General features: G+C 60.9%; 11 protein-coding genes and 1 pseudogene. 5 read left to right on the forward strand and 7 right to left on the reverse strand.

Going from position 1 to position 16,121, the window contains the following annotated elements:
- Nucleotides 1-123: 123 nt before the first annotated feature.
- Complete coding sequence (locus DCL27_RS08085; protein ID WP_035596441.1) at nucleotides 124-1,575, reverse strand: Cu(+)/Ag(+) sensor histidine kinase; 1,452 nt, start codon at nucleotides 1,573-1,575, stop codon at nucleotides 124-126.
- Entirely contained in the window at nucleotides 1,565-2,248 is a 684-nt protein-coding gene (locus DCL27_RS08090) for a copper/silver response regulator transcription factor (protein ID WP_109691528.1), read from the reverse strand. The genes DCL27_RS08085 and DCL27_RS08090 overlap by 11 nt, the downstream gene beginning before the upstream one ends.
- A 192-nt stretch (nucleotides 2,249-2,440) precedes the next feature.
- Here DCL27_RS08090 and DCL27_RS08095 point away from each other — a divergent pair, with 192 nt between their 5' ends.
- The 4 genes from DCL27_RS08095 (at nucleotide 2,441) to DCL27_RS08110 (ending at nucleotide 8,764) form a co-directional block, all read left to right on the forward strand.
- The gene (locus DCL27_RS08095) at nucleotides 2,441-3,823 is read left to right on the forward strand and encodes a Cu(I)/Ag(I) efflux RND transporter outer membrane protein (RefSeq protein ID WP_005294274.1); all 1,383 of its coding nucleotides are present in this window, start codon (nucleotides 2,441-2,443) and stop codon (nucleotides 3,821-3,823) included.
- A 31-nt stretch (nucleotides 3,824-3,854) separates the two neighbouring features.
- Nucleotides 3,855-4,202 (forward strand): copper-binding protein, encoded by a 348-nt coding sequence (locus tag DCL27_RS08100; RefSeq protein WP_005286201.1) that lies wholly within the window; start codon nucleotides 3,855-3,857, stop codon nucleotides 4,200-4,202.
- Nucleotides 4,203-4,308: 106 nt separating this feature from the next.
- Nucleotides 4,309-5,613, forward strand: coding sequence for an efflux RND transporter periplasmic adaptor subunit (locus DCL27_RS08105; protein ID WP_005294277.1), 1,305 nt, complete (start codon nucleotides 4,309-4,311; stop codon nucleotides 5,611-5,613).
- On the forward strand, nucleotides 5,606-8,764 hold the full coding sequence (locus tag DCL27_RS08110; protein ID WP_035596435.1) for a CusA/CzcA family heavy metal efflux RND transporter: 3,159 nt from the start codon (nucleotides 5,606-5,608) through the stop codon (nucleotides 8,762-8,764). The genes DCL27_RS08105 and DCL27_RS08110 overlap by 8 nt, the downstream gene beginning before the upstream one ends.
- A 58-nt stretch (nucleotides 8,765-8,822) precedes the next feature.
- Here the strand turns inward: DCL27_RS08110 and cfa are convergent.
- Nucleotides 8,823-9,975 (reverse strand): annotated as a pseudogene (cfa, locus tag DCL27_RS08115) (cyclopropane fatty acyl phospholipid synthase).
- A 293-nt stretch (nucleotides 9,976-10,268) separates the two neighbouring features.
- Nucleotides 10,269-11,486: a purine nucleoside transporter PunC gene (gene punC, locus DCL27_RS08120; protein WP_005294279.1), complete on the reverse strand. Its 1,218-nt coding sequence runs from the start codon at nucleotides 11,484-11,486 to the stop codon at nucleotides 10,269-10,271.
- A 139-nt stretch (nucleotides 11,487-11,625) separates the two neighbouring features.
- On the opposite strand from punC, the gene punR reads away from it, so the two are divergent.
- A complete protein-coding gene (punR, locus tag DCL27_RS08125; protein ID WP_035598702.1) occupies nucleotides 11,626-12,540 on the forward strand; it encodes a DNA-binding transcriptional activator PunR in 915 nt (304 codons plus the stop codon).
- On the opposite strand, the gene DCL27_RS08130 is transcribed toward punR, so the two are convergent.
- From DCL27_RS08130 to purR, 3 genes are read right to left on the reverse strand one after another with little or no spacing between them, the layout of a single operon-like run.
- Nucleotides 12,521-13,144 (reverse strand): ATP-binding cassette domain-containing protein, encoded by a 624-nt coding sequence (locus tag DCL27_RS08130; protein WP_035598699.1) that lies wholly within the window; start codon nucleotides 13,142-13,144, stop codon nucleotides 12,521-12,523. The two genes, punR and DCL27_RS08130, sit on opposite strands and share 20 nt — an antisense overlap.
- Complete coding sequence (locus DCL27_RS08135; RefSeq protein WP_035598696.1) at nucleotides 13,131-14,750, reverse strand: ABC transporter permease family protein; 1,620 nt, start codon at nucleotides 14,748-14,750, stop codon at nucleotides 13,131-13,133. The genes DCL27_RS08130 and DCL27_RS08135 overlap by 14 nt, the downstream gene beginning before the upstream one ends.
- A gap of 2 nt (nucleotides 14,751-14,752) precedes the next feature.
- Nucleotides 14,753-15,778, reverse strand: a complete 1,026-nt coding sequence (purR, locus tag DCL27_RS08140) for an HTH-type transcriptional repressor PurR (RefSeq protein WP_005286181.1) — start codon at nucleotides 15,776-15,778, stop codon at nucleotides 14,753-14,755.
- Nucleotides 15,779-16,121: the final 343 nt, after the last annotated feature.

Genomic DNA, 16,121 nt, shown 5'->3' on the forward strand with positions numbered 1-16,121 from the left:
CGCGAGGGCGCGAAGCGTGTGGATCGTGCGGCACGAGTCGTTGAGTCTCCGCTGGCGTTGCCCTGAGGCGCGCTGCGCCAGAGGGCAACGCGTGCCTCAAGGGGCCGGTAGTTGAGGCAGAGATTACGCCTTGCCGTGTTCGGCGCGTGCGAGGGAAAAGTGAAAGCGGGTGGCCTCGCTATCGGAGCTGACCCAGACTTGGCCTTGATGTGCCGTGATGATCGACTTGACGATGGCTAGGCCGATGCCGCTTCCTTCCCCCTTACGCTGGCGTGCGGGATCGACGCGATAGAAGCGGTCAAACAGCCGGGGCAGATGCTGCGCCGCGATCGGCGTGCCGGGGTTAGCGACGCAGAGTTGTACCCTGTCCTTTGTCTCGCTGAGTCGTACATGTATGCATTGGCCTGCCGGCGTATGGCGGATGGCGTTAGACAACAGATTGCTGATGACCCGTCGCACCATCAAGGGATCGCCCCAGGCGGCTGCGGCCTGGCCGTCGAAGCGCAGGGTTACCCGGCACTCCTCTGCCCAGGCTTCGAAGAAGTCGAAGACCTTCAGGGTCTCCTCGCGGAGATCGAACGGAAGGCAGTTTAGGCCGAGGCGTTGATTGTCCGCTTGCGCCAGAAAGAGCATGTCATTCACCATCTTCGCCATACGCTGGTACTCTTCGAGATTCGAATAGATGACCTCCTCCAACTCGTGTTGGGTACGCGCCTGGCTTAACACGATCTCGCTTTGGGTGATCAGGTTGGTGATGGGGGTACGCATCTCATGGGCAATGTCGGCAGAGAAGTTTGCCTGGCGGGTAAAAACATCCTCGATGCGGGCGAGCATCTGGTTGAAGGAGAGGACGAGTTGTTGCAGCTCGATCGGCACCGCGCCCGGTTCGAGGCGGGTATCGAGGTTCTTTGCGGTGATGCTCTTGATCGTGCCGCTGAGTTGGCGTAGCGGTTGGTGTCCGTTGTACACGGCGAGCAGCACGATGAAAATGATCAGCAGGCTGATAAAGGCCGCGCAGATCATCAGATCCCGCTTTAGCTGGTCGAGATAGTGCAGGTGTACGTTGATCGAGAGGGCAATCAACAGGGTGTAGGGGGCCTGTGGATCGCCCGCCGGGTAGACGGTGCTGGCGATCAGACGGTACGCCTCGGGGTGCGCCGCATCGTGCGGGGACGCGTGCCGGGTATTCGACCAGCGGAAGACTTGGCCGCTTTGTAGGTAATGCGGCAAGGCGGGTAATTGCCAGACGGCGTTGAGGTGGGCGGCGGAGTCTGAGCGGTAGAGGAAGCGCTGGTCATCGGCGCGGATCGCGACGCTGATGTTCTGATAGCCAGCCAGTACGCGGTTCAGCATCTCCTGGCGAGGGACGTCGGGACGGGGTGGCTCTTGCAAGACGCGCAGGATGCTGCTGCGCACCTGTTGGAGCGTGCCGTTATCCAGCTCGGCGAAGTGACGCTCGACGGAGTAGATCATGATCCAGGTGAACACGGCGAAGGCGAGACTGGTTGCCAGGGAGATGGTCAGGGTCAGGCGTGCCGCCAGCGAGATGGGGCGTCGTAGGGGGTTACGGCTCATCGGGCACCTCAAGCATGTAGCCTACACCGCGCACCGTCTGGATCAGCTTAGGCTCGAAGTCGAGATCGATTTTGGCGCGCAGGCGCTTGACGGCCACATCGATGGCATTGGTATCGCTGTCGAAGTTCATGTCCCAGACCTGGGAGGCGATCAACGAGCGGGGCAGAACCTCCCCCTGATGGCGGATGAAAAACTCCAGCAGGGTGAACTCCTTACCGGTCAGGGTGAGACGCTTGCCGCTACGTGTCACCTTCCGCGAGAGGAGATCGAGGGTGAGATCGGCCACCTGAAACTGACGCTCCGGTATGTGGCTGTTGCCGCGACGCAACAGGGTTCTCACCCGAGCCAGGAGTTCGGCGAAGGCAAAGGGCTTGACCAGATAATCGTCGGCCCCGAGTTCTAATCCCTTCACCCGTTGCTCGATGGTACCCAGGGCGCTGAGCAGTAGGATCGGCACCCCTTGGTTGGCGTTGCGCAGCATGCGCACCACATCCCAGCCATTGACGTCGGGCAGCAGGATGTCGAGGATGATCAGATCATAGCCAGCAGTCATCGCCAAATGATATCCCGTCAAACCGTTGTCGGTGAGATCGACGACAAATCCCGCCTCGGTTAACCCTTTACTCAGGTATTTCCCGGTTTTTACCTCATCTTCGACGATCAGTATCTTCACCCTATGCTCCGTTATCTCGTGACGTCTCGGCCATTGTAGGGCGCACGCGAGTGAGATCAATCGATGAACGGGAAAATGACAGCTTTGTCATTTTCCCGTCACCGGACAAAGCGTATGGGTTTGTTAAGGTTGCCCACATCCTTTGGCGGCCTGATGGGGCCCCTTCATCGACGTGTTTGGGCTATCAGCGTTATGGTTAAGATAAAGCAATTAGGCGTCAGTATGGTATTGGCCCTGACGGGGTGCGTCTCCCTCGCGCCAGAGTATCAGCGCCCGCCATCCCCGGTAGCGGCACGGTTCTCCTCGTCGCAGGCGGCCAGTGTCGAGGCGCCATCGCACTACCAGGATCACGGCTGGCGCCAATTCTTTCACGAGACGCAGGTTCAGCGGCTGATCGAGCAGGCATTGCGCAACAATCGTGACCTGCGCCAGGCGGTGCTCAATGTGCGTCTGGCGCGTACGCAACTGGCGTTGCAGCAGGCGGAGCGTTATCCCCAACTCGATGCCAGCGCGCAGGCCAACTACCGAGATCCGTTTGCGGGGGGCGCGAGTAGCCGGGAGTATCAACTGGGCGGGGCGTTGGGGTTTGAGCTGGATCTGTTCGGTCGGTTGCAGTCGATGAGCGAGCAGGAGCGGCAGAATTTTCTCGCGAGCCAGCAGGCGCAACGCGCGGTGCAGATCCTGGTGGTCGCCAACGTCGCCCAGGCCTATTTTACTCAGCAACTGGCTTATGCTCAGTTGCGTATCGCCGAAGAGACGTTGCAAAACTATCGTCAGTCCTACTCCCTGATCGAACAACAGGTGCGGGCGGGCAGTAACAACCTGCTGGCGTTGGAGCAGGCTCGCGGACAGATCGAGAGTACTCAGGCGACGCTGGCACGGCGCGAGGGGGAGCTGGCACAGGCCAACCATGCCATCCAACGCCTGGTCGGTGTGTATGGCGATCTGCCCGGCGATCAGGAGGGCTTAGCGCGCGGCGTTGAGCCGCTGGCGCTGCCGGTGCCGCTGCCGTCGACGATCCTGTTGCAACGCCCCGACATTATGGAGGCGGAGCATCTGCTGCAAGCGGCGGATGCCAATATCGGCGCGGCGCGCGCCGCCTTCTTTCCCTCGATCTCGCTGAGTGGTGGTGTGAACAGCAGTGGCTCTGATTTAGCCGGGCTATTTAGTGCCGCCGGGGGGATGTGGAGCTTCGTGCCCAAGGTAACCCTGCCGATCTTTAATGGCGGGCGCAATCGCGCCAATCTGCAACTCGCCGAATTACGTCAGCAACAATCCATCGTGAACTATGAAAACAAGATCCAGGCAGCGTTTAAGGAGGTGGATGATGCCCTCTCGACACGCGATAGCCTCGCCGATCAACTCATGGCGCAACAACGTTACCTCGACGCCCTCCAGGCTACCTTGCAGCGCGCCCGTGGCTTATATGCGCATGGCGCGCTGAGTTATCTCGAGGTGTTGGATGCCGAGCGCGCGTTATTTACGACGCGACAGACGCTGCTCGATCTGCGCTATGCACAACAAGCGAATGAAATAACCCTTTTCGCCGCGTTAGGCGGTGGCTGGCAGGCATAACGCCTGCCCTTAATCCAATGGAGTGAACCTTATGAAAACGGCAATCAACCTGGCTTTATGCACGCTATTCATCATGGCGGGTAGCGTCCCGGCGCTGGCGGCGGAGCGTGCTCATCAACACGCTCAGCCGGCGGCCAGTGATCAGGCGCAAGCCCCACAGATCACGACGCGTGGAGAGGTGAAAGCGATCGATCTGGCGGCGAAGAAGATCACCCTCAGCCACCCGGCGATCCCCGAGCTAGCGTGGCCAGCGATGACGATGCGCTTTACCTTCAGCGAGGCGAGCCAAGTGGCGGGGATAAAACCGGGCGATCAGGTGACGTTCTCGTTCGTTCAGCAAGGCACGACCGCCCGGCTGGTCACGATTCACCCCCTCTGATCGGGTGATCTCTCCGATGAAATTTATGCCGGTTATTTCTTAAGCCATCACCGGCTGCTCGACTCTACGTCCGTCGTGAATGACCGGCTAGCGAATGGGGATTGTCATGCCCGCTCTACACATAAAATATGCCACAGCGCTTGCCTGTGGCTTAATTCTGGGAGGGCTGATCAGCGTCGGCCTGTATGCTTATCTGACGCCGTCAGCCTCGACGGCCTCGGCTCCCGCCGAACGCCGCGTCCTGTTTTGGTATGATCCGATGAAACCCGATGTCAAATTCGACCAGCCGGGTCCATCCCCCTTTATGGACATGGATCTGGTGCCGAAATACGCCGATGAGGGGGCGGAACAGGATCAGGCGGCAGGGATACGCATCGATCCCGCCCAACAACAGAACCTGGGCTTAAAGACGGTCACGGTACGCCAAGGGCGATTACGCGACAGCATCACCTTGCCCGCGACCATCGGCTTTAACGAATACCAATATGTGATCGTGCAGGCGCGCGCGGAGGGCTTTGTCGAAAAGGTCTATCCGTTGACCAACGGCGATCGGATCACGCGGGGCACGCCACTGGTCGACATGACTATTCCCGCCTGGGTTGAGGCACAGAGCGAATATCTACTCCTCACTCAGGGTGCGAGCCAAGAGGCGCAGCGCCAGGGGGTACTGGAGCGCCTGCGTCTAAGCGGGATGCCGGAGGCAGACATCCAGCGTCTGCGTACCACGCGTCGCATCCAGACCCGTTTCACCCTGCGTGCACCGATCGACGGGGTGATCACCGCCTTCGATCTGCGCGCCGGAATGAACTTCTCCAAGGATAAGGTGGTCGCCCAGATCCAGGGCATCGATCCGGTCTGGGTCACTGCCGCACTGCCTGAGACGATGGCGGCGCAGTTGAATGCGGACAGCCGCTTCGAGCTGACGGTGCCCGCCTATCCTCAGCAGCGCTTTTCGCTACTCGACTGGCGCACGCTGCCCCGCGCCGATGCGACGACACGCACCCTACAGATCCGTCTCTCGCTGGCGAATCCCGACGGTCGGCTGAGACCCGGGATGAACGCCACGCTACGCCTCGAGACGCAGAGCCCGCCGATGTTATTGATCCCCGCCCAGGCGATCGTCGATAACGGCGCCGAGCAGCATGTGATCACCGTGACGCCGGAGGGGCGCTTCCTGCCGAAGCGCGTCACGGTGGCGCAAGAGGCGCAGCAGCAGGCAGCCATCGCCGCCGGGTTGACGGAGGGCGAGTCGGTGGTGACCAATGGCCTGTTCCTGATCGACTCGGAGGCTAGCATTAGCGGCGCGTTGGCGCGTATGCGCCAGGCGAATGAAGGGGAGGCGCCATCGTCATCTGCCCGTACGGGTTCGTCTACGGCGTCTCACGAGCAGGGAGGAGTGGGTCATGATTGAATGGATCATTCGCCGCTCGGTGGCCAACCGTTTCCTGGTGATGATGGGAGTGCTGTTCCTTAGCCTCTGGGGCGCGTGGACCATCGCCAACACGCCGGTGGATGCGTTACCCGACCTCTCCGATGTGCAAGTGATTATCAAGACCAGCTACCCCGGGCAGGCACCACAGTTGGTGGAGGATCAGGTGACCTATCCGCTGACCACCACCATGTTGTCGGTGCCGGGGGCCAAGACGGTGCGCGGTTTCTCCCAGTTCGGCACCTCCTATGTCTATGTCATCTTCGCCGATGGCACCGACCTCTATTGGGCGCGTTCGCGGGTGCTGGAGTATTTGAATCAGGTACAGGGTAAGCTCCCGGCGGGGGTGAGCGCGGAGATCGGACCCGATGCCACCGGCGTCGGTTGGATTTTCGAGTATGCGCTGCTGGATAGGAGCGGACGGCACGATCTGGCCGAGCTACGCTCACTCCAGGATTGGTTTCTAAAGTATGAGTTGAAGACTATTCCTAACGTCTCGGAGGTGGCCTCGGTCGGCGGGGTGGTGAAACAGTATCAGATCCAGGTCGACCCGTTGAAGCTGACACAGTATGGCATCAGCCTGGCGGCGGTGAAGCAGGCCGTCGGGGCATCCAATCAGGAGGCGGGCGGCGCGTCGCTGGAGCTGGGCGAGGCGGAGTATATGGTACGCGCCAACGGCTATCTGCGCACCCTCGACGACTTTAACCACATCGTTCTGAAGAGCGACCAGCAGGGCGTGCCGATCACCCTGCACGATGTCGCTCGCGTCCAGATTGGGCCGGAGATGCGTCGGGGGATCGCCGAGCTGGATGGCGAGGGTGAGGTGGCCGGGGGCGTGGTGATCCTGCGTTCGGGCGAGAACGCGCGCCAGGTGATCAGTGCGGTGAAGGCGAAGCTCGCCACGCTACAAAGCAGCCTACCACCCGGCGTGGAGGTGGTGACGACCTATGACCGCAGCCAACTGATCGATCGGGCGATCGACAACCTGAGCCTCAAACTGCTGGAGGAGTTTATCGTGGTGGCGCTGGTCTGCGCCCTGTTCCTCTGGCATGTGCGTTCGGCGCTGGTGGCCATCGTCTCCTTGCCGCTGGGGCTGTGCATCGCCTTTATCATCATGCGCTATCAGGGGATTAACGCCAACATCATGTCATTGGGCGGCATCGCCATCGCGGTAGGGGCGATGGTCGATGCGGCGATCGTGATGATCGAGAACGCCCATAAACGCCTGGAGGAGTGGGCGCATCGTCATCCCGACAGCCCTATCGACAACGCGACGCGCTGGCGGGTGATCACGGATGCGGCGGTCGAGGTGGGGCCGGCCTTGTTCATCAGCCTGCTGATCATCACGCTCTCATTTATCCCCATCTTTACCCTCGAGGGGCAGGAGGGGCGGCTGTTCGGTCCATTAGCGTTCACCAAGACCTACGCCATGGCCGGGGCGGCGGCGTTGGCTATCGTCGTGATCCCCATCCTGATGGGGTTCTGGATCCGTGGCAACATCCCACCAGAGAGTCGTAATCCACTGAATCGCTTTCTGATCAGGATCTATCATCCACTGTTACTCGCCGTGCTGCGTTGGCCGCGACTCACCCTGCTGGTGGCGGCGTTGTCCATCGTGACGGTGATCTGGCCGTTGCAGCGTATCGGCGGCGAGTTTCTGCCGACCATCAACGAAGGCGATCTGTTGTACATGCCCTCGACGCTACCGGGGATCTCGCCCGCCCTGGCGGCGCAACTGTTGCAGACCACGGACAAACTGATCAAGCAGGTGCCAGAGGTGGCCAGTGTCTTTGGTAAGAGCGGCAAGGCGGAGACGGCGACTGACTCGGCGCCGTTGGAGATGATCGAGACCACCATTCAGTTGAAACCGCAGGATCAGTGGCGTCCAGGGATGACGATGGACAAGATCATCGCCGAACTTGACGCCACGGTACGTCTGCCGGGGTTGGCGAACCTGTGGGTTCCGCCGATCCGCAACCGCATCGACATGCTCTCGACCGGGATCAAGAGTCCGATCGGCATCAAGGTATCGGGTACCGTGCTGGGCGACATCGACGTCACGGCCCAGCGTATCGAGGCGGTGGCGAAGGGGGTACCCGGCGTGGTCTCGGCGCTGGCGGAGCGCCTGGAGGGGGGGCGTTACCTCGACATTCAGATCCAGCGCCAGAAGGCGGCGCGCTACGGCATGACGGTCGCCGATGTGCAGCTATTCGTCTCCTCCGCCATCGGCGGGGCGATGGTCGGAGAGACCGTCGAGGGGGTGGCGCGTTATCCCATCACGCTACGTTACCCTCAGGCCTGGCGAGAGTCGCCCGAGGCGCTACGCCAATTACCGATCCTGACGCCGTTACAGCAGCAGATCACCCTGGGCGACGTGGCGGAGGTGCGCGTGGCCTCTGGGCCTTCGATGCTGAAGACCGAGAATGCGCGTCCGGCCAGCTGGATCTACATTGATGCGCGTGGCCGCGATATGGTGTCGGTGGTTGAGGATCTGAAGACGGCGATCCGGCAGCAGGTCACCCTGGCACCGGGCACCAGCGTCAGCTTCTCCGGCCAATTCGAACTGCTGGAGCATGCCAATCGCAAGCTGATGCTGATGGTGCCGATGACGCTGGTGATCATCTTCATCCTGCTCTATCTGGCTTTCCGGCGGGTCGAAGAGGCACTGCTGATCCTGATGAGCCTGCCCTTCGCCCTGGTAGGGGGCATCTGGTTCCTCTACTGGCAGGGCTTTCATCTGTCGGTCGCCACCGGTACCGGCTTCATCGCCCTGGCCGGTGTGGCCGCCGAGTTTGGCGTGGTGATGTTGATGTATTTACGCCAGGCTATCGAGCAAGATCCGGCGTTATGCCAGCGTGAACGTTTTACCCCGGCGGCGTTGGATGAGGCGTTGTATCATGGTGCGGTGCTGCGGGTACGCCCCAAGGCGATGACCGTGGCGGTGATCATCGCCGGTCTGCTGCCGATCCTGTGGGGAAGCGGCGCCGGCTCGGAGGTGATGAGCCGTATCGCTGCGCCGATGATCGGTGGGATGATCACCGCGCCGCTGCTATCGCTGTTTATCATCCCGGCGGCCTATAAGCTGATCTGGTTGCATCGTCAACGCCGCGCTCTGCATCGGGTGACTCGCTAAACGCAGGAGAGCGGGCGGCCCATCCTGGGTGTGCCGCCCGTCTGGCCCCTGATGCCCTTTAGCGCGCGACCCGTATCCCCCCGGCGATCCCTTGTGGGGAGAACAGAACCTGCCAGAGTTGGATATCGCGGGCACGGAACGCACCGGCGCAGGCGCACAGATAGTAGTTGAACATACGGAAGAAGCGTTCGGAGTAGCGTTCTTGTAGCGTCGGCCAGGCGGCGAGGAAGCGTTGTTGCCAAGCCATCAGGGTGCGGTCGTAGTCGGCACCGATGTTATGCCAATCCTCCATCACGAAGTACGGTTCGCTGGCCTGGGCGATATGGCGCTGCGAGGGGAGGCATCCGTTGGGGAAAATATACTTATTGATCCAGGGATCGACATCCGGCGTGGTGTGGTTCGCGCCGATGGTATGCAGCAGAAAGAGCCCATCATCCTTAAGATTGCGCCGAGCGACGGCGAAATAGGTGGCGTAGTTCTTTGGACCAACGTGTTCGAACATGCCGACGGAGACGATCCGATCGTAGCGCGCGTTCAGATCGCGGTAGTCTTGCAACAGGATGCGCACATCCAACCCGTGGCAGCGTTCGACTGCCAGCTTCTGCTGTTCGGCCGAGATGGTTACCCCATCGACCCGAACCCCATAGTGGCGGGCGGCGTAGGCCGCCAATCCCCCCCCAGCCACAGCCGATGTCCAGTAAGGTCATGCCGGGACGCAATTGGAGTTTCTCACAGATCAAGCGCAGCTTATCTTGTTGCGCCTGTTCCAGGGTCTCGGCCTGTTTCCAGTAGGCGCAGGAGTATTGCATATAGGGGTCGAGCATCAGGCTGAAGAGATCGTTGCCCAGATCGTAGTGTTCGCGTCCGACCATCCAGGCGCGGCGGCGGGACTGGAGATTGGTCAGGCGAGCGCTGGCGACGCGTAGGGTGTCGCGCCAGTGATGCGGCAGTTGGCGCTCCAGGCCGGCGCGTAATACCTGATGAAAGAAGATATCTAATCGCTCGCATCGCCACCAGCCATCCATATAGCTTTCACCCAGGCCCAGCGATCCCTGTTGCAGTACCCGGCGGTAAAAGCCGGGATGGATAACCTGGATATCATAGGGTTGATCACCGTTGAGTGTGATACCGGCCCGTCCTAACATCTCGCTGGCGATGCGTTGCCAGCTATCATTCTGTTCGCTGACCTCTTCTACACATGATGAACTCATCGTTGCTCCCTAGCCAAATCTGACGAACGGCGTGCCGAGGCGCACGTCGCGACCGCTACGAAAACTATGCCAACGGATGGGGCGTCTGCCCAATCAACACCATGAATCAGGGTGAAAAAGCGTCTCTGACGGCCCGATAGGGCTCAGGCTAATGTGATGCCATCCACAGAACACGCAAATGATAACGACCTGGAGGGAAGAAATATGAACCAGGTCATATCTCATCCAGTATAGGCTGCGGTGAAAAGCGGCTCAAGTGCCGTCTTTTTCACCGCAGAAGGTGGGCGGGGTGATTAATGGCGAGTGAGGGCGTGCTGGCCGCGTTGCTGTTCGCGGCGTTTCTCGAGCATGGTCGTGACACTGTCACTCTTGAGCCAGTAACCCAGGACTACCAGCGGGATCGTCGCGGCCATGATGGCGGTGGTCGCCAACAGTGGCAGGTGGATCAGCGCCGAAACCAGCAGGCTGGCCAGGAAGCAGACCCCCAGTTGTAGGGTGTTCTGCAAGGCTGCCGCCTTGCCGCTGTTATGCGGGAAGGGGGTCAGGGCACTGGCCACCACGATGGGGTAGATGGCACCGTTCATCATCGCCATGATGCAGAACGGGACCAGCAACGCCAGCAGGCCGGGTTGATAGCTGAGCGCCATCACCAGCATCGCCAGCATGCTCAGTGAATAGATCACCAACAACCAAGGCAACAGCAGGGATCCACCGATGCGGCTCAGCAGGGCGCGACAACCGTAGCCACCCAACAGGAAGGCGATAGTTTGCGGCACATAGCTCAGGCCGATATCGTTCGGGCTATAGCCCATCTCGCCGAGGATAAAGGGCGAGCCGGTCAGCCAGGCGAAGAAACCGGCGGAGCAGGCGGCGTAGATCAGCACGTTGCCGCTAAAAATATTGGAGCGCATCAGATGCAGGAAGCCGATGTTCGGCGCGCGGGTATTCGCGGCGGCGGCTCGATGCTCTTTTAGCCGCAGTGTGGGGATCAGCAGCAGCAGGGTGATCAGGAACAGCATGGCGAAGATCGCCTGCCACTCGAAGTGGTTGAGTAACCAAGCGCCGAGCAGCGGGGCTAATGCCGGTGACAGGGCGACCAGCGGCATCACCGTGGCGAAGACGCGGTTGGCAACCCCTTTGCTGTAGCGGTCGATAACCAAGGCCTGCCAGGTGACGGCGGCGGAACAGACGCCGACCGCCTGCACGAAACGCAGTACCAGCAGCTGGCTGGTGTTCTCGATCCACAGCATGCCCAGACAGGCCAACGCAAACATGCTCAGGCCCAACACCAGCACCGGCTTGCGTCCGATGCGATCGGAGAGCGGTCCCCACAGCAGTTGTGCAAAGGCAAAACCGGCCAGGAAGATACTCAGACTGGCGCTGATGGCACCGGCGGAGGCGCCCAGATCCTGGCGCATCGCGCCGAAGGCGGGCAGATACATATCGGTGGCCAGGTATCCCAGCATACTGAGGCCGGCCAGATAGAACATGAAACCTGATTTACTTCTCATTATTTTGACTCGTTATGAATATTTTGCAGGCGGAGAATGTGACGGCTGAGAGTTTATTGGCTGGCATCGCGCTTGTGAAACGCTATTATTTGGCATTATGAGTGAAAAATTTTGAAAGCAGTGTGAGAGGGGGTTAGCTATGTGGTCGGAGTATTCGCTGGAGGTGGTCGATGCCGTGGCACGTACCGGTAGCTTTAGCGCGGCGGCACAGGAGCTGCACCGGGTGCCCTCTGCGGTGAGCTACACCGTACGGCAGTTAGAGAATTGGTTGGCGGTCACGCTGTTCGAGCGGCGTCACCGCGATGTGGAGTTGACGGAGGCTGGGGCGTTTTTCGTCGATGAGGCGCGCGCTATTATCAAAAAAATGCATGCCACCCGGCGCCAGTGCCAGCAGGTCGCCAACGGTTGGCGCGGCCAATTCCATGTGGCGGTCGACCGAATCGTCCGTCCGCAGCGTTGCCAGCAATTGGTGGTGGATTTTTACCGCCACTTCCCCGACATGGAGTTGATGATCCACAGCGAAGTATTTAATGGCGTATGGGACGCGCTGATCAACGGTCGGGTCGAGGTGGCGATCGGCGCCACGCGAGCGGTGCCAGCCGGGGGGCGCTACGCCTTCCGCGACATGGGCTTTCTCCACTGGCGCTGCGTGGTCAGCCCCGATCACCCCTTGGCGGGCTTCGACGGTGAGTTGGATGACGATCGTCTGCGACCGTTTCCGGCGCTGAGTATCGAGGATACCTCGCGCACTCTTCCCAAGCGGGATACCTGGTTGTTGGATAACCAGCGGCGCCTGGTGGCGCCGGATTGGCCGTGCGCCATCGACTGTCTGGAGGCCGGGTTATGTGTCGGCCTGATGCCGGCACATGCCGCCGATCCCTTGATCGCCGCCGGGCGTCTGCACGCCTTGCGTTTGAGTCAATCCTTTCCCGATAGCGCGTGCTGCGTGACCTGGCAAGACCACAGTCGTTCGCCGGCGCTCGACTGGTTACTCGATTACCTCGGCGATACGCGCACCATGAATCAGGAGTGGCTCATGCCACAGCCAGTGTGATGATCCGTCCCGCGCGGGGGACATCGGCCGCATCGTGTGTGACCAGGATGGTGGGGATGGCGCGCTGGGCGATCTGCTGATAGATCCAGTGGCGGAAGCGCCGGCGCAATGGCGTGTCCAGGCGAGAGAAGGGTTCATCGAGCAGTAGCGCCTGTGGGGCGGCGAGCAGCGTGCGCAGCACGCTGATGCGAGCCCGTTGCCCGCCGGAGAGGGTTGCCGGATAAACGGCGGCCATCTCCGCCATCTCCGCTTGGCATAACGCCTGAGCGACGGCATCCGGTGCCGCCTGCGGGGAGAGAGCGAAGCGGAGATTCTGCTCGACCGTGAGGTGAGGGAAGAGCAGATCGTCCTGGAACAACAGCCCGATCCCCCTACGCCAAGGGGGCGTTTGGCTGAGTTCGCGCTGACCCAGCCACAGTGCGCCTTCGGCACGCAGTGGCGGGGGGAGCTGGCCCGCGATCCCGGCTAAGAGCGTCGATTTACCGCAGCCGCTCGGCCCCATCAGCGTGAGGATCTCTCCGGGTGCTACCGTCAGGGAGAGTGCGGGCAGCAGTGGCTTATGTGACAACGTCACGCAGAAGTTTTCGAGTTTAAGGGAAGTCATGACGAGAAGATCCTCGCACGCCACGCAACGGCAGCCAGAGCGCTAACAGGAAGGCGGGTAACGGCAGCAGCGTTTGCCACAGGGCGCCGATGGCCGCCAGACGGCGATCGATGCCACTGGCGTAGGCGACGGTTTCGGTGGCCAGGGTGGGCAAGCGCCCGGCGCCCAGCCCTAGGGTTGGGAGATACAGGCCGACGCTGACCGCCACACCAAAGGCGAGGGCGAGCAGGAGTGCCGGCATGAGTTGCGGCAGCTTGACGCGGTAGAAGGCCCGCCAGGGTGTCTGCCCCAACGCCAGCGCGACGCGTATCTGGCGCTGATCGAAACGCAGCCAGGGGCCGGAGAGCGTCAACAGGTAATAGGGGGTGACGAACAGCAGTTGACCATAGATCACCACTGGATAGCGACCCAGCCAGTGATAATGGGCGGCGAAGAGCTGTAGGCCGAAGATCAGCCCCATTTGCGGTAGCAGTAGGGGTAAGAGCAGCCAGGCTCCGGGTTGGCGTCGACGCGCGGCATACCACTCCAGGGTGCCCAGCGCCAAGGGCAACGCCAACAGATTGACCGCCAGGGCGATCCATAGGGTGTGCCACAGTGGGCCGCTCCAGTCATTGAAGCTGTACAGCCAACTGTCATAGCGCCACTGTTGCGGCCAGCGCAAGGGAAACGGCCAACGCTGTGCCAGGGAGATCAGCAGTAACATCAGGTAGACGCTTGCCGTGAGGCCTAAGGCGATGGGCCAATAGAGTGCGATTCGTCCTCTCATCTGCCGCTGATGGCGGCGTGGCGGCCGGCGGCAATAGTGGATCCAGACGCGTTCGATAGCGAACCAGATCAGCAGCGCCAGGGCGTTGAGTAACAGCAACACCAGCGCACCGAGCGCCGCCAGCGCGCCCTGCTCACCGTCGCTGATCCATTGCCATAAGAGTTGCGCAAACAGATAGGGACGTTGCGGGCCAAGCAACAGGGCCAGATCCAGCGCCGAGAGCGAGAAGGCCAGCACGCAGAACATCGGCAGGCGTAAGCCGGGCAATAACTGCGGCACCACGATACGCCACCATCCCTGGCTCGGTGGATAGCCGAGCGCGGTGGCGGCACTAAGTTGTTGCGCCGCCGCGCAGCGTTCGGCCTGAGCCAGCACCAGCAGATAGAAGAAGGGGGTCTCCTTGAGCAGGAGCAGCAGCATCAGGCTCAGGGCATAGGGATCGTTGGGCAGCGGCAAATCGGGGGGGTGCTGCCAGCCGAACAGTGGTGCCAACAGGCGCCACACGAGGCCGGTGGGAGCCACGAGCATCAATAGGCCGGTGGCCAGGGCGATATGGGGGGCGGCGAGTAGTAGGGCCGGCGTCAGGCGATGGCGGCGCCGCTGTTGTAGCGTCCGCCCGGCCAGCGCTAACCCGAGCGTTAGCGCCCCCAATGAGGCGCCGAGGCTACTGAGCAGCGAGAGCAGTAGACTGCCGCCCAGTGCGGGCCAGTGCAGCAGTTGTTGCCAGGTGCTCGCGAGATCCCCCTGTTGCAGCGGCAGCAGGGTGGCGGGCAGCATCGCCGCCAGCGGCAATAACCCAGCTAGCAGTACCAGTAGCGGGAAGATCGCCAGCCGTGACACGCTTAGCGACGGTAATCGATGAACGGCCCATCGGCGACGGAGCGTCGCTCGACCAGTTTGGGATGCACCTCGATGGTCTTGGCGTCTTCACGCTTACTGGTGATGCGATCGAGCAGCATGTCAAACGCCATGGCGCCGAGACGCTCCTTCGGCTGGTGAATGGTGGTCAACGCCGGGGTAAAGTAGCGCGCGTTGCGCACGTTATCGTAGCCGATGACGGAAATATCTTGCGGCACGCGCAAGCCCATCTCATCTGCCGCACAGATGGCCCCCATCGCCATGATATCCCCGCCGACGAACACGGCGGTCGGGCGCTGTTTCTGAGCCAGGATGTTTTGCATCGCTGCGTAACCGGACTCCGGCTCGAAATCACCCTCGACGAGCCACTCGGGTTGCGGAGTAATGTTAGCCTCTTGCAGCGCCTTGATGAAGCCACGCAGACGGCCGCCGCCGGTGTTGCGCGATCCCGGGCCGGTGATGGCGCCAATATCGCGATGGCCGCGTTCGATCAGGTAGCGGCCAGCCAGATAGCCACCCTCGAAGGCGTTGTCCTGGATCGCATCGGTGAAGTCGCTACGCCGTGTACCCCAGTCCATGACCACCATCGGGATATGGCGGTAATCCTCCAGGATCTCCAGCAGATTCTCGGGGTACTCGGAGCACATGACCAGCAGACCATCGACGCGTTTCTGCGCCAACATGGCCAAATAGGCCTTTTGCTTCTCCAGATTGTTGTGGGAGTTGCACAGGATCAGGGTATAGCCCTGGCTGTAACAGCTGTTCTCGACCGACTCGATGACCTCGGCGAAGTAAGGCGCCTCGCTGGAGGTCGCCAACAGGCCGATGGACTTGGTATGGTTAACCTTCAGACTACGGGCAACGGCGCTGGGCGAGTAGTGTAGCTCTTTGATGGCCTCCCACACGGCGGCTTTGGTTTCGTCGGCGACAAAGCGAGTTTTATTGATGACGTGAGACACCGTGGTGGTCGACACGCCTGCGCGTTTTGCCACATCTTTAATCGTTGCCATGAAACAAATGACTCCTAGGCGTACGCGGTGCGTCGCCGGTTTGTTAATCGTTTGCCTGCGTGTAACGACGCCCGCGCAAATCTCGGTAGTACAGCATCGCTGCGGTTGCGCAAATAGGGTGACGTGTGTCGTTTCTTGTTTAAAATTATAACGTCGCCACGCGGCAGTAAACCGCAAATTCTGGCTGATCTTACGCAAAAGGGGAAGCACTAATTAGCGATTTGCGCAGGATGTAATCATAAGATTTTCTGCGTGTTTTAATGAGTGATTTATGTAAAAATGATTTAACACAGATTTAGCGTGTTTGCTTTATGGGCAAAAATTGATATAGAACGTAAAACAA

It is taken from the genome of Edwardsiella tarda ATCC 15947 = NBRC 105688 (assembly GCF_003113495.2).
In the GTDB taxonomy this organism is placed as follows: Bacteria; Pseudomonadota; Gammaproteobacteria; order Enterobacterales; family Enterobacteriaceae; genus Edwardsiella; species Edwardsiella tarda.